Raw genomic sequence first — 22,808 nt, forward strand, 5'->3', positions numbered from 1 at the left:
GACCTCCTGAAATTGCTCGCCGATCAACTGCGAGAACTTCTGTTTCCGTTCCCCGCCCGAATCACATTGATGATTGCGTAGTGTGCGCCGCTGGGCGGAATTGGGGAAGCCATGATCAGGAGGATCGGATCGTGCTCGTCGACATCCGTGTCGAGCAAATTCGTCTTTCCGGTTTCGGATAGGTTACGCTGCCCGCGTGCTCGGGCCCGATGTGGACTGAGACCCGCCGGCGCTTGTCCTGATCCCGCCTCAGAAGGACAGATCCAGCACCTTTCCCTCGAAAAGCCGGTCGCGCGAACCTTCCAGGTGTTTCAGCATCAGGTCCCGCGCATCCTCTGCGCGCCCATCGGCGACCGCGCGGAAGATCGCTTTGTGCTCCTCATAGACCTGCTCGAGACCCGGCCGCGGGCCCATGAGGGAAAGCCCATGGAGATGCATGCCAACGGCGATATGCGCACGCAAGGCTTCAAGCGAGGCGGTGTAGTAGTGGTTGTTCGACGCCTCTGCCACGGCCTTGTGGAAGAGGAAATCCGCGTCGGTGCGGTGAAGCTGGTGGCTCGTCGCCTCACGCAGTTCGGCCAAGGCCGCTGCAATCCGGGCGATCGCCGCCTCGTCTCGTCGCTGAGCGGCGTAGTAGGCCGCGGCCGGCTCGATCGTCAGGCGGAACTCATAACAACGCTGGATGTCGGCGATCGATTTGACGGGCGAGTAGGCAAGCTGGGCGGCCGCCGAAACCTGGGCGCTGACGAAGGTGCCCGCACCCTGGCGCGAATAGATGAGCCCCTGTTCGCGCAGACGGCTCAGCGCGTCGCGGACCACCGGACGGGAGACGCCGAGCATGGAGGCGAGCTCGTGCTCGCCGGGCAGGCGTGAATCGGGGGCGTAGTTGCCGGTGCGGATGCGCTCATGCAACTTGTCGAAGACGCGATCGACGAGCTTCACCGATCTGCCACGCTCCGCTTTCGCTTCGGTTGCGATCTCCCGGCCCGTCTCGGCCCTGTCCGTCATGCGATTCACCATCCTTCTCATTGCCCGACTTGCAGTGTCTCCGGCCTATCCTGCAAGATCTTTATCAGAGATTGTGGATTGCCAAAGCCCCCTGACTTCACCGCGCAGCGCATTCGCCTGCCGGCTGAGCACCCCGCCTCGAACCAGGGAATACCGGCTTCGATCTCGCCTTTCGGCGCAAGCACGCGGGCACCTAGCGAGCGCAGGATAGCATATGCCGTGTCGCCGCCGCCCATCATCACCATGTCGGGCTCAGCGTCATTCGCGATACGCGAGGCGCCAGCGGCAAAGCGCTGCGCCACCTCGTCCGCCGCATCGCTCACCTCGCCGGAGCATCTCAGTAGCATTGGAAGCATCGCAGGCCTGCCGTCGGCGGGAACTTCCCCCAATGGCGCTTCGCGATAGTCGCGTATAAGGCCGCTTGCGAGCAGTGCGTCCATCTGCGCGCCCGTAATCGGGTCGCGCGAACCGAAGGCGAACAGGGTTCGCTCGCAGGGCTCGAAAGGGCTCTTCGCAGACCGGGTCGCCAAGCGGCGCGCAAGTGCCGAGCCGAGGCCGCGCGCACCGACGGCAATGGTTTTGGACCCATCCACGCTCGAGACGATGTGATCCAAATCTGCGTCGGACGCCGCGTCGGCAATCCGTACCTTCGCCTCACAGCCGGCAAAAAGCGGCTCTATCGGCAGCGGTTCGGCAACACCGAAACCGACCACATGACCCGCGCGCGTGTGGCGCCCTTGGTCCGGAACGGCCGGCGCGACGAGGAGACGGCGGCGGTTAAAGGAAGCGGCGAGCGCCTCGCTCTCCGCCGCGACATTGCCCTTGAGCCGCGAGTCGATCTTCTTGAAGACAAATTCAGGCGAGGCCCGCTTAAGCAGGATTGCCGCTCTCACAACGCGCTCGGCCGCCTGGACGGGAGCAAGCGCGCGCGACAGCGTGTTGACGACGATGACGTCCGCCCCGGTCTCAATCGCCTCCTCGACGGCTTCGACGTCCAGCGCAACGGCAACGCTCAAGCCGGCATCGACCAAGGGCGCGCTCGTGTCGAGAGCGCCCGTCAAATCGTCAGCGACAATGGCGACGCGAATGGTCATGGCTCTATTCGCCGTTCACCGCATGGCAGGCCACGAGGTGCCCCGGGCGCGCCTCCTTCCAGTTCGGGACCTTGTGGCGGCAGACCTCCATGGCGATCGGGCAGCGTGTATGGAAGCGGCAGCCGGCGGGGGGGTCGAGCGGGCTTGGGACGTCGCCCTGAAGGATCTGCCGCTTGCGGTCGCGCTCATGTTGCGGGTCGGTCTCCGGCACTGCCGACAGCAGCGCCTTGGTGTAGGGATGCAGCGGCGTGTCGAAGAGCTCGTCGCGGCTAGCGAGCTCCGCCAGCCGCCCGAGATACATGACGCCGACGCGGGTCGAGATGTGGCGCACGACGGCGAGGTCATGGGCGATGAAAAGATAGGTGAGGCCGTATTTCTCCTGCAGGTCGAGGAGCAGGTTGATGATCTGGGCCTGAATCGACACGTCGAGGGCCGAGATCGCCTCGTCGCAGACGATGAACTTCGGCTGGCAGGCGAGCGCCCGCGCGATCACCACGCGCTGGCGCTGCCCGCCCGAAAGCTCGTGCGGGTAGCGCGACGCAAAGCGCGGCGGCAGCCCGACATCCGTGAGTAGTGCCGCCACCTTTCCCTCGAGCTCCGTCTTGGTGGCGAGCTTGTGGAAGAGGATCGGCTCGCCGATCGCTTCGCCGACTGTCATACGCGGATTGAGCGTCGAATAGGGATCCTGAAAGACGATCTGCAGATCGCGTCGGAACGGTCGCATGCGCTTCTCGTCGAGCGCGGTCAGGTCCTGGCCCTTGTAGAGAACCTTGCCGGCGGTCGCCCGGTGCAGGTTCAGGATGGTGAAACCGGTCGTCGACTTGCCGCAGCCCGATTCCCCGACGAGACTCAAGGTCTCGCCCTCCTCGATATCGAGGGTGAAATCGTCGAGGGCGTGCACCGTCGCTGCCCGCTCGCCGAAGGCGCCGAGGCGGACATGGAAATGTTTGACCAGGTTTTCGATCTTCAGAAGAGGTTCTGCACCCATCAGGCGGCCTCCCGGGCTTTCTCGGCGGCGAAACAGGCGGTGCGATGGCTGCCCGCGGCGGCGACGGGTTCGAGCTTCGGCACATGTGTGCGGCAGATGTCCATGGCCAGCGGACAGCGGGGCGCGAAGGGACAACCCTGAGGCCTGCGGCCGGGCTCGGGTGGCGTTCCGCCGATCGAATTCAGCCGCGATGCCGGCTGATCGGAGAGCTTCGGGATCGAGGCGAGCAGCCCGCGCGTATAGGGATGGCGCGGATGCGCATAGAGCTCGTCGACCGGCGCATCCTCGACGACGGTGCCGGCATAAAGCACGATGACGCGGTCGACGAGCCCGGCGATCAGCGCGAGGTCATGCGTAATCCAGACCACCGACATGCCGAGCTTTTCCCGCAGGCCCTTCACGAGATCGACGATCTGCGCCTGGATCGTCACGTCGAGCGCCGTCGTCGGCTCGTCGGCGATCAACAGCTTCGGCTCGCAGGCAAGGCCGATCGCGATCATCACACGCTGGCGCATGCCGCCGGAGAGCTCGTGCGGATAAGCTTCGATTCGCTGCTCGGGCCCTGGAATGCCGACGAGGCGCAGGAGCTCGACCGCTCGCGCTCGCGCTTCCTTTTTGCTCATGCCGCGATGGTAGATCAAGGGCTCGGCAAGCTGCTCGCCAATCCGCATTACGGGATTGAGCGAGGTCATCGGATCCTGAAAGACGAAGCCGATGTCGCCGCCGCGGACTTTGCGCAGCTCCCGATTGGACATCTTCTGCAGGTCGCGGCCGTCGAAATGCGCCTCGCCCTTGGCGACGTGGATTTTATTGGGCAGGAGCCGCATGAGGCTCAGCATCGTCAGGCTCTTGCCGCAACCCGACTCGCCGACGACGCCGAGCGTCTCGCCCCGGTCGACGTGAAGGTCGATGCCGTCGACGATGACTGCGGGGCCGCTGCGGGTTTCGATCTCAACCGTCAGGCCTTTGACGTCGAGCAGGCGGTTCTCCGTCTTCGTGCCGGTCATTTGCTGCCTCGCGGGTTGAGAGCGTCATTGAGGCCGTCACCGAGGAAGGAAAAGGCGACAGACGCAAGACCGAGAACGGCTGCCGGTGCTGCAAGCAGATGCGGGTAGTGCTGCCAGACGCGCAGTCCGTCCGAAATCATGTTGCCCCAGCTCGGTGTCGGCGGATTGACCCCCACACCGAGGAACGAGAAGGCGCTCTCGAGCACCATTGCCGTGCCGAGGCCGGCGCTGACGGCGACGATCAGGGGCCCCAGCGCATTCGGTATCACGTAGCGAGTGAGGATGATCCGGTTCGAAAGGCCGAGCGCCTGCGCGGCCGTGATATAGGGCCGGCTGCGGATCGACAGCACCTGGGCGCGCACGAGCCGCGCATAGGGCGGCCAGGAGATCAGCGCCATGGAGCCGAAGACGAGCAGGAAGTCGATCCAAACCGTCTCGCGATAGAACGGGTTGAGCGTTTCGAGATAACGCGCCTCCATCCATTGCGCGATCGGCGTCTTGAGCGACGCGTTGATGACGACCACGAGAAGCAGGTTCGGCACCGACATGGTCACGTCGGTCAGCCACATGATCACGCGATCGAACGGGTTGCCGAAGAAGCCGGCGACCGCACCAAGCACCGTGCCGATGACAAGTGCGATGGCGGTAACCACGACGGCGACGAGAAAGGCTGTCCGCGTGCCATAGACGACGCGGCTGAAGACGTCGCGACCGAGGTCGTCGGTGCCGAAGAGATGCGCAAACGACGGCGCCTGGTTACGCGCCTCCAGATCCTGACCGAGGAAGTCGTAAGGCGTCAGATAGGGGCCGAATATGGCCGTGAAGGCGAGCAGGACAATAACGCAGAGGCCGAAGATCGCGAGCCGGTTTCTTTTCAGCCGGTACCAGGCATCACGCCACAGGCTGACGGGCGGCTCCTCGGAAAGCGTTGCGGGCTCGGTTTGAACGGCGGACATGTCAGCGGCTCCTTCTTGCGTCCGCCGCGCGCGGATCGAGCAGCGGATAGAGGATGTCGACGAGCAGGTTCGAAATCATCACAAGGAACGACCCGATGAGCGTGATCGCGAGGATCACCGGATAGTCGGAATTGGTGAGCGCTTTGACCGTGAGGCGTCCGAGACCGGGCAGGCCGAAGACGAGCTCGACGAAGATGGCGCCATTGACGATCGTGATCATGATGAGGCCGAGCTGGGTGACGACGGGCGTCAGCACCGGCCTCAATATGTGCTTCAGCGCCACCACGATCTCGGGCACGCCCTTTGCCCGCGCGGTGCGGACGAAATCTTCGGAGAGCACCTCGATGACCGCCGCGCGGGTCTGCCGGATGATGAGAGCGATCGGCTGAAACGAGAGCACGATCAAGGGCAGGAGGATGCGGATGTCGAAGACGCCGCCCCAGCCATAGGGGACGTTGACGCCGGGAAGGAGGACGATCAGGCCGACCATCAGTAGCGGCCCGGCGACATAGGCCGGAATGGCCCAGAGAAAGAGCGCCGAGCCGAGGATGATGTAATCGAGGCGGCGGTTCTGGTTGAGTGCGGCGATCATGCCGAGTGGAATCGCGACGAGTGCCGTCAGGACGATCGAACAAAGCGCCAGCTTGAAGGACACGGGGGCGGCCGCCTTGACCATCGCCCAGACCGAGCGCCCGGAACTCAGCGAGTTGCCGAAATCCCCTTGAAGAAGGTTCCAGATGTAATAGCCGAACTGCTCGATGAAGGGCTTGTTCAGCCCGGCGCTCTCGCGGATCGCCTCGATGCGCTCGGGATTGTAGGCGACGTCGCCGGGCGCTCTCAGGAAAATCAGTTTGATCGGGTCGCCGGCTCCATAGAAGGCCAGGGCATAGACTGCCATCATCACCAGAAGAACCGACGGCACCCAGATGACAAATCGTGTCGCGATGTAGCGAAGCATGCCGCAAATCCTCCCGCATGACGCCGGCGGGCCCCGATCAGGTCCCGAACGCCATACTCACTCGTGGCCGGTGCAAGCGTCCGAAGGCTGCTTGAACCGGCTATTCTCAACACGGACCGCTTCGAGAACGTCGCTTTCGATCCATGCATCCGCTCCCGTGCGAGGGCGCTTTGGGCCTCGCACGCGAGCAATCTTGTCGTCGGCGTCAGCCGATCGAAATGTTCCAGGGCTCTGCGACCTGCCAGTCGAGGTTCTTCTCGATGCCCTTCACGTCGGCGGTGGCCCAGCGCGACATCGCCTGAGCATACCAGGGGATGAAGGCCCAGTCGTCGCGGAAGGCCTTTTGTGCCTCCTGCGCCAGAGCAATGCGCTCAGGATCGTCGGCTGCCTTGGTGGCGGCTTCCGCGAGCAAGCTGTCGACCTTCTCGTTCTTGTAGCCGCCGAGTTTGTTCTGCGCATTCGAGGAGGTCGAGGCGATTGATCCCTGCAGATAGGAGGCGGCATCGGGCACGCGCGTGCCGACGTCGTCGCGGAAAATCTGGACCGCGTTCTGGTCGGGACCGGCATAGGCATCCTGCTGCGGCTTCATGTCGACCGCCGAGATGCCGAGGTTCTGGCGCCATTGTTCGGCGATGAACTGCGCCGCCGCCTCGATCGCCGGACCGGAAATGCCGACGAAGAGAAGCTTCGGAAGCTTCTCCGGCCCGCCATAGCTCGATTCGGCAAGCAGCTTCTTGGCGCCCTCGGGATCATAGGGGTAAGGCTCGAAGCCGGAATTGTCAGCGCCCGGCACAGAGTTCAGGATCTGATCCGTCTTTTTGTGCGGGCCGTCCGGGAAGGATGCCTTCATGAGGCCGTCGCGGTCGACCGCTCGGATCAGCGCCTCACGCACCTTCGGATCGTCCATCGGCTTGCGCGCGGTGTTGAACCAGAAGTGCTGGCTGGTGGGGATGATCGGACCGGCTGCGAACTCGGCGCCGAGATCCTGGATGATCGTCGAGGTGACGAGTTCCGTGTGCGCGTTGAACTCGCCGGACTTGATGAGCGACGTCGCCGTGACGTTATCTTCGATCGAGGCGATCTCGATGCGGGCAAGCTTCGGCTTCGGACCGAAGAAGTTCTCGTTCGGCTCGAATGTCAGGGTGCCGGCGTCGAGGTCGATTGCCGTCAGCTTGAACGGCCCAGAATAGACCGCGCCGCTGTCCGGCATATACCAATCCTGGATCTCCTCGCCGTCCTCGCCGCGCGACTGCGAGGCCTTGGTGATCGGGGCGATGTGGTTGGCAAGGCGCATGAAGAAGATCGGATCGGCTTCGCTGAGCGTCACGACGACAGTGCCTTCGTCCGGCGTCGCCACGCCTGAAAGCTCGTTGGCGCTGCCGCTGCTGACATCCGCGTAGCCCGCAACCTTGCTCAGGACCTGGTCGGCGCGCTGGTTCTTGGTGTTCGGCATCGCCGAGACGTTCCATGAACCCTTGACGTCCTCGGCCGTGATCTTGCTGCCGTCGGAAAAGGTCGCCTTCGGGTCGATCTTGAAGGTCCAGACCTTGTTGCCCTCTGAAGCTTCCCAGCTCGCGAAGACATAAGGATGGATCTTGCCTTCGCTGTCGAAATACATCGGCGAGGCCCACCAGGCCGAATTCCACCGGTAGGGCACGCCGCCCCCGCGCAGCGGCGACCAATCCTGGTTGAAGGCCGGATTGGCGACTTTCAGCACCTGGCCTTCCTGAGCCATGACCATGCGTGCATTCATGCCCGCGATCGTGAGCGCTACGGTGGCGCCCAATCCGAGCTTCAGCGCTTCTCGCCGCGAAATGCCGGCAACCTCGAGATCATTCCGTTTGGTCATTTCTTCCTCCCGTGCGTGAAATCGAGCGCCTCCGCTCTCCCCGGATAGCGGCGCTCTGATTGGCCTTAGACTTCACTTATATTGTAAATATGTCAACGAAAAATGCGGAGAACCGGCATCTCCGAATTTTCGTTTGAGGAATAATGCATATATGTCAACGCATTAGCTGACTACCAAATTTTCTGCCCGGATTTCCATATTGACAACAAGGCCGATGTTGAAGACAAAAGCGCAGGGCGGAGCAGGCACGAGCCGAGGCGAATGGCGGTCGAAGGCGCCAGCCGGTGATCTTGTAAAAACGTCTTGCCGAGAGCGGCCGGAGGAGATGCACATGAAGATGAAACATGCGGTGGCCGGCGTCTATTCAGCGGCGGCGACGCCGATCAAGGAAAACGGCGAGCCCGATCTCGCACTCTTCGCAGATCATTGCCGGCGGCTCATTGGTAGTGGATGTCACGGGATCGCCCTGCTCGGCACGACGGGCGAGGCCAATTCGTTTTCCCAAGATGAGCGAAGGTCCATCCTGGAAAGCGCTCTTGCTGCGGGCATTGCGCCCGACCGGCTGATGCCCGGAACGGGCGTTGCGGCGATACCAGAAACGATCGCGCTGACGAAGCATGCGCTTTCCCTCGGCGTGAACCGGGTCGTGATGCTGCCGCCCTTCTACTATAAGGGCGTGAGCGATGAGGGGCTCTTCGCCGCCTACTCGCAAATCATTGAAGCCGTCGGCGACAACCGGCTGAAGGTGGTGCTCTATCACATTCCCCAGGTCTCCGGCATTCCGCTTTCGATTCCGCTCGTCAAACGGCTCGCCGCCGCTTTTCCCGACACCGTCGTCGGCATCAAGGATTCCGCCGGCGATTTCGCCAACATGGAGGCTCTGGTCGCCGAACTACCGGGTTTCTCGATACTTGCCGGTGCCGATCCGCTGCTGCTGCCGCTCCTTAAAGCGGGCGGCGCAGGTTGCATCACCGCCACATCCAACCTCATTGCGGACTCGCTCAGATTCATTTTCGATCACGTGTCAGACGCGGTCAGGACGGCAGAGGTGGAATCGGCGCAAGCGCGCATCAATGCCTACCGGACGCTGTCGAACTCCTATGTCCAAATCCCGACGATCAAGGCGATGCTCGGCTTGCGACACGGCGAGAATGCTTGGTTCCGGACGCGGCCGCCGCTGATGCCGCTCAGCGCGAGCGAGCGCGCGGACCTCGCGGTTAAATTTGCGGCTTTGGCGTGAGGGAGGGTCGCATGGCGTATTCCGCTCTGGAGCCGCATGAGGTCCCGCCCCGCATGACGGGGGAGGTGGCAGCAATCCCCGGGGAGCCCGGCCGGTACGAGGCTTTTCTTCCCTCGCCCTCGGTGCAAAACCATGCAGCAAATCTCGGCTTTCTTCCCGACGGCGCCTTGAGCTGCGTCTGGTTCGGCGGAACGATGGAGGGGATGGGCGACATCTCCGTTTACATGTCGCGGCTGGAGCCCGGTACAAGCCGTTGGTCCGACCCGGAAAAGATGTCAGACGATCGGGAAAAGTCAGAGCAAAATCCGCTCATCTTTACGGCACCCGACGGGCGCGTGTGGCTGCTCTTCACCTCACAAACCTCCGGCAACCAGGACGGGGCCGTGGTCAAACGCCGGATTTCCGCCGATGGCGGCAAGTCCTTCGGCCCGGCGGACGTGCTTTGCGACATTCCCGGAACTTTCGTGCGCCAGCCGGTCGTCGTGAATGGCGCCGGCAACTGGCTGCTGCCGGTCTTCCGCTGCGTGAGCCAGCCCGGGCGGCGCTGGACCGGCGACGTCGACCGTGCGGCCGTCCTGATTTCGCGCGACGAAGGCAAGAGCTGGACGATGGAGGAGGTTCCGGACAGTATAGGTGCGGTGCACATGAGCATCGTGCCGAGCGGTGGTGACGCCATGGTTGCCTTCTACCGCAACCGCTTCGCGACCAATGTTCTCAGCAGTCGCTCGCAGAATGGCGGGCTGCACTGGACGCCGCCCGAGCCCGTGGATCTGCCCAACAACAACTCCTCGATCCAGGCGGTGCGCCTGAAAAACGGCGCGATCGCAATGGTTTACAACCACAGCAATGCATCCACGTCGGATGCGCGCCGCCACTCGCTCTATGACGAGATCGAGGGTGAGGGCGGGGAGGTCAGCGGCACTTCAGGCGAGGCGATCGCCTCCGCTCGTCCGGCCGTCTGGGGCGTTCCCCGGGCGCCGCTCAGCCTCGCGTTTTCGACGGATAACGGGCGGTCTTTCCCGCGCCGCATCGATCTCGACACCGGCGACGGCTTCTGCCTCAGCAACAATTCCAAAGACTCGCTCAACCGCGAATTTTCCTATCCGTCGATCGTCGAGGACGGCGAGGGCAGGCTGCACATCGCCTACACCTATTTCCGTCGGGCGATCAAATATGTCCGGCTGGAGCCGGAGTTCTTCGAAGCGACAAGGTGAACTTGCGGGCAACCGCCCCACCTTCTACTGAAGATGACAACTCTTTCGCTCGAGGTCGCGCGATCCGGCGGTTGCAGGACGCGGCATGCGTAGCGGCATGCCGACCCGGGCTGCAACCGCGAACTTACATTTGATTTCAAACAGATATGCCTCGGTTACGAGGTGCTGCGCCCGTCGTCGAGGATCATGAAACGGCAAGGGCGGGACAGAAAATCGCGAGATGCACTTGCCATTTGATGTTATCAGCGATAACAACTTTACATCTTAGTGATTGCCGTTGCCGCTGTCACGCTCAGGGAGGATCGATCGGATGAACAATCTGGAAGCGCCCATTTCCATGGTGAGGCCGGGCCTGATCGAATTCGGTATAGGCGTGGCGGCGAGGCTGGGGGCATGGGCGAAGAGCAAGGGATATCGGCGTGCTCTCGTCATCTCGGATGCCTTCAATGCGTCGCGTATCGAGGCTCTCGGGCTCGCCGGTGAGATCACCGTCTACGGCGACGTCAAGGCCGAGCCGGATACGGGTGATCTCGACCGCGTCCTTGAGGCGGCAGAGGGCGCGAATGCCGATCTCATCGTCGGTTTCGGCGGCGGCAGTGCCATGGATCTCGCCAAGCTTGCGGCGGTCCTGTCGGGATCGTCCCAACGGCTCGTCGACGTCGTCGGCGCCGGCAAGGTCGCCGGGCCAGGCAAGGCGGCGCTTGCGCAAGTGCCGACTACTTCCGGGACGGGCAGCGAAGCCGGCATCCGGGCGCTCGTCACCGACCCAGCAACAAAGGCCAAGCTGGCGGTCGAAAGCATCCATATGCTTGCCGACATGGCCGTCATCGATCCGGCTTTGACCTTTACCGTTCCGCCGAAGGTGACTGCGGCGACCGGAGTCGATGCGCTGGCGCATTGCGTCGAGGCCTTCACCAATCGCAAATCGCACGCCGCAGTCGACATCTATGCCATCGAGGGCGCGCGGCTGGTCGGGCGCTATCTCGCGCGGGCCGTGCGCGATGGCAGCGATGCGGAGGCGCGCGCCGGGCTCTCGCTGGCCTCGCTCTACGGCGGCTATTGCCTCGGACCTGTCAACACCGCCGGCGGCCACGCCCTTGCCTATCCGCTCGGCACCCGCTGGCACGTGGCGCATGGCGCGGCCAATGCGCTGATCTTCCCGCATGTGCTCGCCTTCAACACGCCGGCGGTGCCTGAGAAGACGAAAGCGGTCCTCGATGCGCTGAACCTGCCCGTCACGGACAAGGTCGGGTCCGTGTTCGAGGGAGCTCATGCCTTCTGTGCGGCGCTCGGCATTGAAATGAAGCTGTCGGAGCTCGGCGTCCCGGCCGATGATCTCGGCACGATGGCCGACGATGCCTTTGCCATCAGACGCCTGCTCGACAACAATCCGCGCGACCTCTCGCGCGCCGACATTCTCGCGATCTACGAGGCGGCTTACTGATGCATGCCGCCCGGTGTGCGCACGGCTGCGGACACGCGCGGCGCCGATGAGCGTTCCTTGAGGGAGAGAAAAAATGGGCAAGGAGACCCGCGTCGCAATCACGCTCGGCGATCCCGCCGGCGTCGGGCCGGAAGTCATCGTCAAGGCGCTCGCGACGCTCCCGCACAAGGAGCGCGCGAATTTCACCGTGATCGGCAATATCGAGGCGCTTGAGCGCGCCAAGCAAGCGACCGGGGTTTCCCTGGGCCTTACGACGAGCAGGACGGATGGCGCCATTCTGGTCGAGGAGGTGCCTCTCGGCGCGGCTTTGCCGGAGATCGGCAGGGTGAGCGCCGCGGCCGGCGAAGCCTCGGTCCGCTATATTCGCCGCGCTGTCGAGATGGCGTTGGCGGGGGAGGCCGACTGCATCGTCACCGCACCGATCAACAAGGAGGCGATGAACCTCGCCGGTCATCACTTCGACGGTCATACCGGGCTTTTGGCGCACCTGACCGGATCCAAGAGCTCCTTCATGCTGCTTGCCTCGGAGCGGCTCAACACCATCCACGTCTCGACGCATGTGTCGCTCCGCGGCGCCATCGAGCGGGCGACGGTCGAGCGGGTATTGGCGACGATCGAGGCTGGCCACAATCATTTCATGCGGCTCGGCCGGAAGCCACGCATTGCCGTCGCCGGCCTCAATCCGCATTGCGGCGAGAACGGCCTTTTCGGTGACGAGGACACGCGCTTCCTGGCGCCCGCCGTCGAGCTCGCCAAGGCCAAGGGCATCGATGTTTCCGGCCCGATTTCTGCCGACACTGTCTATGCGCGCGCCTATAACGGCGCCTTCGATCTCGTCGTCGCGCAATATCACGACCAAGGTCACATCCCGATCAAGCTCGTCGCCTTCGACACGGCCGTGAACGTGTCGCTCGGATTGCCGATCGATCGCGTCTCGGTCGACCACGGAACCGCCTTCGACATCGCCGGAACCGGCAAGGCCAACCACGTCAATATGCTGTCAGCGATCGCCTATGCACGTCTTGTTGCTGCCTCGCCGAGGCGGCCGCAATAGTTAGCCTGGCGGCCAAGGCCAAGCAGGTCGCTGCGGAGGCCTCGCTTCCGATGACCAGCCGGTGGCGCGGCTGGTCAAAATCGGATCTAGTCGCTCCGCTGTCACGCCGTCTCCCGCAAACGATCATGTCGAGCGCGTGCTGCCCGTCTTCTCCGCATTCGCAAGCGGTGCCAATCAGACGAAGAAGAAGCTGGCAGCCGTGAGATTGGCGGCCTGAACGCCAGTCAAAGTGATCTGGTCGACCGTGCCGTTCAGATGCACGACCGCGTTGCCATTTGCGTCATCGCTAATGTTGGTTTGTAATTCCGCGAAGCTGGTATAGCCGTAGCCACTGTCGATCAGGATGGTGTCCATGCCGAGCTCGAAGAAATGGATTGTGTCTCGCCCGCTGTGTTGCTCGAACAGAAACTGGTCGGCGGTGCCCTGAAAGAAAGAGAAATCGATCTCATCACCGTACAGGTGGTCGTTACCGCTCCCACCGATCAGGAGGTCAGTGCCGGCCCAGGCGAGTCCCACCGACTCGGCATCGCCGACGAGGATGTCGTCTCCCGAGCCGCCGTCGAGCCGGTCGTCGCCGGCGGAGGCGTGGTCGTACATGAATAAGCCCTCGCCGTAGAGGACGTCGTTTCCCGCTCCGCCGTTGAGCTGGTCGTTGCCGCCTCGGGCGCTTTCGGCCAAGCCACCGAGGTCGTCGCCGTAGAGAGCGTCGTTTCCTGCGCCGCCATCGAGCCGGTCGTCGCCGCCTATGCCGCCGAAGGGGTAGATGCCGCCTTCACCGACAAGAAGATCGTCCCCCGAGCCGCCCTCGAGCCAGTCGTTGCCGCCCAAGCTTATGCCGGACGAAGTGTCGGCATCGCCAAGAAGGGTGTCGTTTCCCGCGCCACCCTCGAGGTGGTCGTTGCCGCCGGTGGCGCCAAATAGGGGGAACTGAGACACCTGAGCTCCATCACCGAAAAGTCGATCGTCACCTGAGCCGCCGACGAGATGGTCGTCGCCACCCACAGTATTTGGGCCCATGACCTCTGCATCGCCGTAGAGCGTATCGTTCCCTTCACCACCGAAGAGTTGATCGTCACCCCCGTGGGCGCGGTCGGACATGGTGTTGGCATCGCCGTAGAGCGTGTCATCCCCCTTGCCGCCCGCGAGCCAGTCGTTGCCGCCTTCGCCCTCACCACTGATCTCCCAAGCGTCGCCAAAGAGCCAGTCGTCGCCGCTAAGGCCAATGAGCCAGTCGTTGCCGCCCCGGCCCGTACCGCCGATCTCCCAGGCATCGCCAAAGAGCCAGTCGTGGCCGCCGAGACCGATGAGCCAGTCACTGCCGCCACTGCCGGCGATTAACGGACCGCCGATCTCACGCACGCCAAGGGTGTTACCAGTCGTATAGGGGTCACCGAAGATGAAGTCACCGTCGAACGTGCCGGTGATGAAGTTATTGATGCCACGATAAGGCGGGATTCCACCGATCAGGTTTGCCATGAATCTTCTCCCTCGTGTTTGGCGCTCTTTTGCTTTTGAACTGTCCTGTTGCGAGGATCCGCTTCCGGGACGCCGCGATCAGGCAATTACGCAAGCGACAGGGACAAGATTATATTCCGCCCACCCTTGTCGAACCGCAGCTTGCACCCGTCTGAGTTAAAGTTCGCATTCGACCCACCCTTTGATTGCGGGCGAAGAGCACGCTAAAGTAGTTGGGAGATAGTATCAAATCGCCCTTTAGATGTACGCCCTTCGGGTTAGGGCTTGGAGGGGCCGGCCGTCTCAAGTGCATTGTGACGTCAGCAGTTCTCACGCCGATTCAGGAAGCGAAACCGCGACCTTACTCAATTTCAGCTTGTGATATTCTAAGACGTTCGTAGACGTCGCTGGGGTGACTCCACGCAATGGCAGCGCGACGGAATGATATTCAGGGCCTGCGGGCGATCGGCGTAATGCTGGTCGCGGTGTATCACATATGGATCGGCCGGGTCTCAGGAGGTGTCGATGTGTTCTTCATCGTATCCGGCTATCTGGTCATCGGGTCGCTCGCGCGCCAGGCGGAAGCTGGGCATGCCGTCGACCTTGTTCTCTTCGCCACGAGGTTGGCTCGCCGGCTTCTACCTGCTTCCTTATTAGTGATCGCAGTTATTGCTCTTTCGGCGCCGTTCTGGCTGCCGAGGATGCGATGGGAGACCGTTATCGACCAGCTCGCCGCAAGCTCTGCGTACGTCGAAAACTGGTACTTGGCGAACGCGGCGATCGACTACCTCGCACGAGATCAAGTCGGAAGCCCGCTCCAGCATTACTGGGCACTCTCCGCGCAGGTTCAGTCGCTGCTGATCCTGGCTGTTGGACTCGCCGTGTTCACTTTCATCAGGCGGCGACCATCGCGGGTCAGCCTATTGGCGTTTCTTACGGGCACCTTCGCGCTGTCGCTCGCCTATTCGGTTTATGCGACGTCGCGAAATCAGGCATTCGCGTATTACGATACTTTTGCACGAATATGGGAATTCGCGCTCGGTGGCGTCGTTTCGCGGCTGCTCCCCAATATCAAACTCACGTCCATACAACGCACCATCGGCGGGTGGATTGGTCTACTGGCCATTTTGAGCTGCGGTATTCTGCTCGAAGTCTCGACAGTTTTCCCCGGTTACGCAGCGCTCTGGCCGACGCTGGCTGCGGCAGCAATTCTCGTTTGCGGCGATGGTCCGCCTTTGCGATTTGGTGTTGCCAGATTGCTGGGCGCGCGCCCTCTGAAGTGGCTGGGGAACATCTCGTACAGTTTGTATCTCTGGCACTGGCCGATCCTGGTCTTGTATTTGACCCTCTCCTATCAGACATCGGCGGGAATCGTTGGAGGCACGGGCGTTTTGCTCGTCTCAATCCTCCTGTCTCATGTTACCACGCAGCTTATTGAGCCACGTTTTTCGGCAGGCAAGGATCGCCCGTTGCCGACGGCGATCGCCGCGACCGGTGCCCTCGCTGCGATCGCCACCGGCCTGCTGATCTGGAACGGTCAGGTTAGCCGAATGATGAACGAGGAGCGGCTGCGAGTCGCTGACGCCGCACATTATCCCGGTGCAGCGGCCATCAACGAACCGTTCCCGTTATCGAGTGAGATCCCCGTCCACCCCGGCCCGCTGACCGCAAGGTGGGATGATGCAGATGTGTATCGCCTGGGCTGCCATCAGACTTTGCTGGGGACCTCCTTGCTTAGCTGCGTTTTCGGCCCGGCAGATGCGCCCCATGTGCTGGCGCTCGTCGGCGGATCACACAGTGTGCATTGGCTACCAGCCCTCCAGCGCGTCTTCTCCCGGTATCCCGGCTGGAAGATCGTTACCTACACAAAGAGCAGTTGCGTATTGAGCGCGCAGGAAATGTCGGAATCACCGGAGTATCGCCAAGCCTGTGCGAAATGGCAGGAGCAGTTGATGAAACGACTCCTGTCGGAAAAGCCGGATCTGGTTTTTACGACTTCGACACGTGTGGTCGGCGGGATCGAAGACACCCCGGCTGGTTTTCGCCAACAATGGCAGAGGCTCACCCGGGCGGGAATCCAGGTGGTGGCGATGCGCGACACGCCCTGGTTCGGCTTCGATGTACCGGAGTGCGTCGAAATCAATGGGCGCTTCTCACCAAAATGCGTCGTGAAGCGCGATTTGGTGCTGTCGCGCTCCAGTCCGGCCTCGGCACTTCCCCCTGGGGAAAAGCTGCACTTTCTGGATTTCACGGATTTCTTCTGCACTTCCGAAGCCTGCCCGCCGGTCATCGGCAATGTGCTGGTCTACTACGACAGGCATCACGTGACAGCGACTTACATGCGCACCTTGAGCGACGAACTCGGCCGCCAACTCGCGCCGATTATCCGCGATGCCGCAGGTTCCGGAGGCAGGTATGGGTGAAGAACTCAGTTTCTCTGCTCATAAGTGAAAACGTCGAGCGGCACTCCGTTACCGGCCGATGTGGCGACTCCGCTGCTTTCGTCCTTGAACTCAACGGGCCACATCTGGACGCCATGCAAAACACGCAGAATAGGAAGCGGGACGCCTTTTCATCCTGCACTTGCCGTTCCGCTACGTGGCCATCTGATCGGAGGGAGGGCCGATATGCTGTTCCGTATTGCGAGAGCATCGCCGCAGTTCAGCTGCGGCGATGCTCTGAGGCGCTGCACTGTTATCACGAAACAGCCCAGCTTCGCGGGCGGTATCCGCCTCGGCGCTTAGTTTTCAGCCCGACCGTGCAAGGTCCCACTCGAGCCTATGTACATCCTTTTGCAGCTGCGCATGGGATCCCCTCGGAAGCACAGTAGCTGTCGGCCGGAACACAGGTTGCGCAGCCGTCGCAGCGCCATCGTCGCCGAGGATGCCCTGGTAGTAGTCGCCATTGTAGGGGCCGCTCGAGGAGATGCCACGATCCTCGTGCCCGTGATGTTCGGCTGCGAAAGCGCCGCCTGCGGCCAATGACAGGGCGATTGCTGCCATTGCGGATGTCTTGATAAACGAGCGCATTTTAAAGTCTCCTAGAATTGGGAAGCATGAGCTTCCAGTCGGGCTGTCCGATACTGGTGTGTCGCGACTTTCGGTCGTCAGCAGTATCCAGCCTCAAAATAATAATACGTCCCTTCATACCGACAGTCATCTTAATAATAATTAATAATATTGCCACCATCTCGACAAAGTGTTCGCCGGATATTCCTCGTATTGTATGTGTAAATATTGCGAAACAGTGCACAGAGAGACGACTATAGATATACTCCACTTGAATCAAGTTCGATGTACCTATAGATAACTTGATGCCTTCCAGTGCAAGACTGTGATTTCTGTCGTGCATCTTCATGCATGCGTCAGACTGGATGGTTTTGAACAGCGCCACGGTGAGCAGCGATTAGGGTCGACAGACGTGGATGCTCTCCTTCTGTGCTCAAGAGATCGCATAAGTCTCTCATCTCTCGCTATTCCGGCCGGCTTTCCGCGGCCGCACCTTTCTCGATGCGCTGCAGGTGGCTCGCCAGTTCAGTTAGTTGGTCGCGTATCTGCAGGATCTCTTTACGGCGCAGTTCATCGAGTTTGTCGTGCAGCGCCAAAATCTCGATCTCAGCCTTGAGATTGACCTGGTAATCGTGCGCGGCATCCAGACGGTCGCGCGCTGCCTGCCGGTTCTGCGACATCATGATCACCGGCGCCTGAAGTGCTGCGAGCATCGACAGTACAAGGTTGAGCAGAATGTAAGGATACGGATCGAACTGGTCGCGCCCGAGCAGCAGGCTGTTTCCGACGGTCCACAGCAACAGAAACGCCAAGGCGGCGAAGATGAAGGTCCACGAGCCGCCGACCCGGGCGATTTCGTCCGCTACGCGTTCGCCAAATGTCAGCTCCTTCTCATAGGCCTCGTTGCGATCCCTGGAAACCGCGCGTTTCTCGATGGCGCTTCGCAGCACCGTCTGCTCGAGTTCAGTAAGGTCGCCTGGATCCTCATCCAGCCAGCGGTCCGCCAGTTCGGCAATAGTCTTGTTTTGCATTCTCATCTCCGCGCTTCGAGGTAGCGATATCGGTCGCCGAGGAAGTGATCGGATCGCTCCGCATACATCTCGCGGCTTGCGGGACGGCAAGCACACTATTTACTCGTTTTCAGTCGGGGTCCGTCCCGGCGACGTCGATGATCCGAACACCGTCTTCTTCCGCCGGCGGTGAGAGCCAGAGCGGCTGTTCGAGTGTGCGGTTTCCGTCCTCATAGCCCGAGCGCCAATGCTCCTCCATCGAAGCCCGCGAGAACTCGTAATCTATCGCCATGCATTCAAAGTCCCTGCGGCGATAGATCAGGTGCACGATCGAAATCGCATGAGACGTGCCAAGATCTCTGAGGCGCTGCACCTCTGCATCCTGTCTGGCTCGCAACGGCAATTGCTCGAACAGTTTGACGATCGCTCGCCGCAGCGCATGCAACTCTTGAAAATGGTCGGTGCTGAACCGCGTTCGACTTGAGAAGGTGATGTGCTTTCGGCGTTCCTCGACTTCGATCGCGTCGCCGGGCAAAGCCCCGCGCGCATCGAAGAGGTCCACCTGAAACACGAGCGTGTCCTGCTTCGGCCCCTCGTCGAGAACATGGACGAGAGGCGTATTGGAGATCAGGCCGCCATCCCAATAGAACTCGCCGTCGATACAGATGGCGGGGAAGCCGGGCGGAAGCGCTCCGCTGGCCATCACATGATCGGCGGTGATCGCGCGCTCGGCACTGTCGAAGTAGATGCCATTGCCGGTGCTGACGCTGACCGCTCCCAGCGAGAGGCGAGTCTTGCCCGCATTGATCCGATCGAAATCGACGAGCTCTTCGAGCGTCTCGCGCAGAGGGCTGGTGTCGTAGACGCTCACGACATCCGGGGAGCGTTGCTGCAGCCATGCGCCGGGAGACAGGCGCGGCTGGAAGAAACCGGGTTGCCCAGCAAGCACCGATGCACCGGTACTGACCGCGTTGAAGAACCGGCGCGCGGTCGTGTCCCATGCGGGCGCGGGCCAAGGGAAAGCGCAGGTGATGCGTTCCCAAAACGCCTTCAGACGACGCAGGCGGTCCTCGGGTTCATTCCCGGCAATGATCGCCGCATTGATCGCGCCGATCGAGACGCCACACACCCAGTCGGGCTCGTAGCCACCCTCCGAGAGGGCCTGATAAACGCCAGCCTGGTAGGCGCCAAGGGCTCCCCCGCCCTGAAGGACAAGCGCGGTCTGGGCGTAAGCGCTCTTTTGACGGTTAAGTTTCGGAATATCTGAAGCTCGCATGATCGCTCCCTGTGGTTAGGAGAATTGGCGCCATCATGATCAAGCAAGTCATGTGCCAGCACGGCAACACCTTGTTTTCGCAGAGAGGTTGTCGTCTCGGCTAAGCTATTGGGGGACGGAACGGGACGCGGAAGGTGGATATCCACCATGCATCGGTGGCATGTATTCGCTCTCAGCGCGGCGGGCTCTGCCGCTGCAGGTTATGGCGAGCCATGCGGTAGCGCAGGGTTTCGCGCGTGAGACCAAGCCTGCGCGCTGCCGCCATGACGTTGTAGTTTTCACGCTGCAGGACCGACTCCACGATCAACTTCTCCATGGCGTCGAATGTCATGGAGCCGTCCAAGGGAAGAGAGATGACGTCGCCTGAAGCCGTCGTCTTCGCCGGGGCACCGCCCGGCGCGATCTGCAGCCATTCGGCCGGCAGCTCTTCGCCGGTGGAGAGAAGCACCGACCGCTCCACGACATTGCGCAGTTCGCGCACGTTTCCCGGCCAGTCGTATGCGGCAAGGAGCGCGCGCACGGCTTCGGGAACGCGTTTAACCCGCTTGCCGGCAATCGCGTTGAACTCGCGGATCAGACCGTCGACGATCTCGTCGATATCCGCTTTGCGGGCCCGCAACGGCGGCAGATCGAGCTGGAAGACGCTGAGCCGGTGATAGAGATCCGCCCGAAAGGCTTTTTCGGCCACGAGTTCCGGCAGATTTCGGTTGCTCGCCACCACGACATGCACGTCGACTGGTATCATGCGCTCGCCGCCGACTCGCCGGATAGCCTTGTCCTCGAGCGCCTTGAGGAGTTTCGCCTGAAGGTCGAGATCGAGTTCGCCGATCTCGTCGAGAAACAGCGTGCCGTCGCTCGCTTGCTCCATGAAGCCGCGATGGCTGCCTTTCGCTCCGGTAAAGGCACCGGCCTCATGGCCGAAGAGCTCGGATTCCACGAGGTCGCGCGGCAAGGCTGCACAGTTAACCTCGACGAGGGGGCCGTCGGCGCGCGTGCCGCTGTGATGCAGGATTCGCGCCGCAAGGCCTTTACCGGTGCCGGTCTCCCCCGAGATGATGACGCTGCTGAGCGGGATCTGGCACAGCCTTTCAAGCGTATCGCGTACGCGCGCGGCATCCTTGCTGCGACCGATGAAGGCGGTCGGGCTGTAGCGGTTGCGCTGCTGCGAGGCTTCGTCGGCGATTCGCCTCTGGGCGCGCGCGCCGCGCCGCGCTGCGGCAACGATGCGCTCGAGCCGCTCGCGATCCATCGGTTTGGTCAGAAAGTCGAAGGCGCCGAGATTTTTCGCCCGCTCGGCATCCGGCGCCTCGCCGAAGCCGGTGAGAAAGATCCATTCCCGGCTATCGCCCTCGCCGCGGGCGCGTTCCAGAAGGTCGAGCGCGTTGCCGTCGGGCAAATGCAGATCCGACAGCACGACGAGCCCTTCATAGCCAGATCCGAAGACAAAAGAGCCCGCTTCCTCGAGGCTGCGGACAAGCCGCGTCCTCCAGCCCACGCGTTCGAAGTAGCGTTTGAGGTCGATGCCGAGCATGGCGTCGTCCTCGATGATCAGAAGCTCGTCACTCATCGTACTTCTACTTTCGGCGGCTGCGCGATCCTGGCTGTGTTTTGCACGCTACCTCCTACAGAAGTGGTTGAAAACCACCAATTGGCTGAGGTGGCCCAGATCCGAAACCACAACAGCCGGAACTGTGAAGGTCCGGCGATGCAGCTTTCCTTGGAAACGCTGATCGAAAGCCTCCGATCGCGCGGTTGGCCCATTCCTTGATTGGTGGTCTTGGTCCAGGCAGCGCTAGTGGGCGGCGCGCCCATCGTCCTGGAAAAACCGGGGTGCCGGATCTGCCTCGCATGTTCGCGAGACAGTCAGTGTTGCGGCGAACCGCCGAGACCAAGGAGGAAGACATGCCCATACTATCAGATCTGCGCTCATTGACCTCGCCGCAGCGCAACGCCGTCGTCGCGAGTTTTCTTGGTTGGACGCTCGACGCATTCGACTTCTTCATCCTTGTCTTTGTCATGAAATATGTGGCTGAGGAATTCGGGACAGACATCGCAGTGGTCACCATCGCTCTCACGCTGACGCTGGCCATGCGCCCCCTGGGAGCGCTCATCTTCGGCTACGCCGCCGACCGCTTTGGCCGCCGGCCGACACTGATGGTCAACATCCTCCTCTATTCGGCACTCGAATTCGCCTCCGGCTTCGCACCGACCTTGACCGTGCTCATCATTCTGCGAGCGCTCTATGGCATCGCGATGGGCGGCGAATGGGGTGTTGGAGCGTCGCTGACGATGGAGACGATCCCGCCGAAGACGCGTGGCCTCGTTTCCGGGCTCCTGCAGGCCGGGTATCCGGCGGGCTATCTCCTCGCCTCTCTGGCCTTCTTCCTGCTTTTTCCGCTGGTCGGCTGGCGGGGTATGTTCATGATCGGCGCGCTGCCTGCGCTCGTCGTGTTCTATGTCCGCTCGAATATCGACGAATCGCCCATCTTCCTGGCGCACCGCCGAAATCCTGACCGGAGCGCCTTGTGGCGCACACTGCGGCGGCATGCGGGCTTGACGATCTATACGATCCTCCTGATGACAGCCTTCAACTTCTTTAGCCACGGCACGCAGGATCTCTACCCAACCTTCCTCGAGGTGCAGCAAAAGTTCTCAACTACGACCGTTGGAACGATTGCCGTCGTTTACAATCTCGGTGCAATTTTCGGCGGCATCACCTTGGGTCTCCTGTCGGAAAGGATCGGCCGCCGGCGCGCTATCGTGCTCGCAGCCCTGTTTGCCATCCCCGTTATTCCGCTTTGGGTGTACTCATCCGGTCCGCTGCTGCTGGCGCTCGGCGCGTTCCTCATGCAGTTCGCTGTCCAGGGCGCATGGGGCATCATCCCCGCGCACCTCAATGAACTCTCGCCCGACGAAATCCGCGGCACGTTCCCGGGCTTCACCTATCAACTGGGCAACCTCCTCGCCTCCGCCAATGCAACCCTGCAGGCCGGACTGGCCGAGCGCTATAACGGTGACTATGCTTTCGCCCTTGCCACGGTCGTCGGCGTCGTCGCCATCGCTGTTGCGCTTTTGGCCGGCTTCGGTGTGGAGGCGAAAGGAGTCGAATTCGGAAAAACGCGGGATGAGAGTAGGAACGGGGACAGAGGCTGGCTGGAAAGGGACCCCGTTGTATCGCCCTGATCAGAGGACCGGTGGGAACATGTTTGCTATGATTTCCGGTCCAGCTTATGGCCGATCGGGCGGC

The 22,808-nt window shown here is 62.0% G+C and carries 18 protein-coding genes; 6 read left to right on the plus strand and 12 right to left on the minus strand.

Annotated features, from left to right (window positions below; all coding sequences use genetic code 11):
• Positions 1–249 precede the first annotated feature (249 nt).
• The 7 genes from AYK65_RS26565 to AYK65_RS26595 all read right to left on the minus strand — a co-directional run bounded on the left by AYK65_RS26565 (position 250) and on the right by AYK65_RS26595 (position 7,860).
• The gene (locus AYK65_RS26565; RefSeq protein WP_026614867.1) at positions 250–1,008 is read right to left on the minus strand and encodes a FadR/GntR family transcriptional regulator; all 759 of its coding nucleotides are present in this window, start codon (positions 1,006–1,008) and stop codon (positions 250–252) included.
• 17 nt (positions 1,009–1,025) lie between these two features.
• A complete protein-coding gene (locus AYK65_RS26570; protein ID WP_081162117.1) occupies positions 1,026–2,102 on the minus strand; it encodes a four-carbon acid sugar kinase family protein in 1,077 nt (358 codons plus the stop codon).
• A 4-nt stretch (positions 2,103–2,106) separates the two neighbouring features.
• On the minus strand, positions 2,107–3,090 hold the full coding sequence (locus AYK65_RS26575) for an ABC transporter ATP-binding protein (RefSeq protein WP_026614869.1): 984 nt from the start codon (positions 3,088–3,090) through the stop codon (positions 2,107–2,109).
• Entirely contained in the window at positions 3,090–4,097 is a 1,008-nt protein-coding gene (locus tag AYK65_RS26580; protein WP_081162120.1) for an ABC transporter ATP-binding protein, read from the minus strand. The genes AYK65_RS26575 and AYK65_RS26580 overlap by 1 nt, the downstream gene beginning before the upstream one ends.
• Entirely contained in the window at positions 4,094–5,053 is a 960-nt protein-coding gene (locus AYK65_RS26585; RefSeq protein WP_046119210.1) for an ABC transporter permease, read from the minus strand. Before AYK65_RS26585 ends, AYK65_RS26580 begins: the two co-directional genes overlap by 4 nt.
• Before the next feature lies 1 nt (position 5,054).
• Positions 5,055–6,011: an ABC transporter permease gene (locus AYK65_RS26590; protein ID WP_081162123.1), complete on the minus strand. Its 957-nt coding sequence runs from the start codon at positions 6,009–6,011 to the stop codon at positions 5,055–5,057.
• Between the two features lie 205 nt (positions 6,012–6,216).
• Positions 6,217–7,860 (minus strand): ABC transporter substrate-binding protein, encoded by a 1,644-nt coding sequence (locus tag AYK65_RS26595; protein WP_081162126.1) that lies wholly within the window; start codon positions 7,858–7,860, stop codon positions 6,217–6,219.
• A 331-nt stretch (positions 7,861–8,191) separates the two neighbouring features.
• Between AYK65_RS26595 and AYK65_RS26600 the strand changes: the two genes are divergently transcribed.
• From AYK65_RS26600 to pdxA, 4 genes are all read left to right on the plus strand, one after another.
• Positions 8,192–9,100 (plus strand): dihydrodipicolinate synthase family protein, encoded by a 909-nt coding sequence (locus tag AYK65_RS26600; RefSeq protein WP_081162129.1) that lies wholly within the window; start codon positions 8,192–8,194, stop codon positions 9,098–9,100.
• A gap of 11 nt (positions 9,101–9,111) precedes the next feature.
• Positions 9,112–10,314, plus strand: coding sequence for a sialidase family protein (locus AYK65_RS26605; RefSeq protein ID WP_081162132.1), 1,203 nt, complete (start codon positions 9,112–9,114; stop codon positions 10,312–10,314).
• A 310-nt stretch (positions 10,315–10,624) separates the two neighbouring features.
• Entirely contained in the window at positions 10,625–11,758 is a 1,134-nt protein-coding gene (locus AYK65_RS26610; protein ID WP_026614877.1) for an iron-containing alcohol dehydrogenase, read from the plus strand.
• Between the two features lie 73 nt (positions 11,759–11,831).
• Entirely contained in the window at positions 11,832–12,812 is a 981-nt protein-coding gene (gene pdxA, locus AYK65_RS26615) for a 4-hydroxythreonine-4-phosphate dehydrogenase PdxA (protein WP_026614878.1), read from the plus strand.
• 174 nt (positions 12,813–12,986) lie between these two features.
• On the opposite strand, the gene AYK65_RS26620 is transcribed toward pdxA, so the two are convergent.
• Positions 12,987–14,288, minus strand: coding sequence for a calcium-binding protein (locus AYK65_RS26620; RefSeq protein WP_026614879.1), 1,302 nt, complete (start codon positions 14,286–14,288; stop codon positions 12,987–12,989).
• A gap of 404 nt (positions 14,289–14,692) precedes the next feature.
• Here AYK65_RS26620 and AYK65_RS26625 point away from each other — a divergent pair, with 404 nt between their 5' ends.
• A complete protein-coding gene (locus AYK65_RS26625) occupies positions 14,693–16,690 on the plus strand; it encodes an acyltransferase family protein (RefSeq protein ID WP_046119212.1) in 1,998 nt (665 codons plus the stop codon).
• Between the two features lie 324 nt (positions 16,691–17,014).
• Here AYK65_RS26625 and AYK65_RS26630 read toward each other — a convergent pair whose 3' ends face one another.
• The 4 genes from AYK65_RS26630 to AYK65_RS26650 all read right to left on the minus strand — a co-directional run bounded on the left by AYK65_RS26630 (position 17,015) and on the right by AYK65_RS26650 (position 21,128).
• Positions 17,015–17,296: a hypothetical protein gene (locus tag AYK65_RS26630; protein WP_051440510.1), complete on the minus strand. Its 282-nt coding sequence runs from the start codon at positions 17,294–17,296 to the stop codon at positions 17,015–17,017.
• 443 nt (positions 17,297–17,739) lie between these two features.
• Positions 17,740–18,306, minus strand: a complete 567-nt coding sequence (locus tag AYK65_RS26640) for a DUF1003 domain-containing protein (RefSeq protein ID WP_026614882.1) — start codon at positions 18,304–18,306, stop codon at positions 17,740–17,742.
• Between the two features lie 109 nt (positions 18,307–18,415).
• The gene (locus AYK65_RS26645) at positions 18,416–19,561 is read right to left on the minus strand and encodes a DUF3734 domain-containing protein (protein WP_081162138.1); all 1,146 of its coding nucleotides are present in this window, start codon (positions 19,559–19,561) and stop codon (positions 18,416–18,418) included.
• A gap of 172 nt (positions 19,562–19,733) precedes the next feature.
• Positions 19,734–21,128 carry a sigma-54-dependent transcriptional regulator gene (locus AYK65_RS26650; protein ID WP_081162141.1) on the minus strand — a complete coding sequence of 465 codons (1,395 nt, stop codon included), beginning with the start codon at positions 21,126–21,128 and terminating at the stop codon, positions 19,734–19,736.
• Between the two features lie 335 nt (positions 21,129–21,463).
• On the opposite strand from AYK65_RS26650, the gene AYK65_RS26655 reads away from it, so the two are divergent.
• Entirely contained in the window at positions 21,464–22,744 is a 1,281-nt protein-coding gene (locus AYK65_RS26655; protein WP_081162348.1) for an MFS transporter, read from the plus strand.
• Positions 22,745–22,808 lie beyond the last annotated feature (64 nt).

Origin of the sequence: Ensifer aridi, from assembly GCF_002078505.1 — a bacterium.
Taxonomy (GTDB): Bacteria; Pseudomonadota; Alphaproteobacteria; order Rhizobiales; family Rhizobiaceae; genus Sinorhizobium; species Sinorhizobium aridi.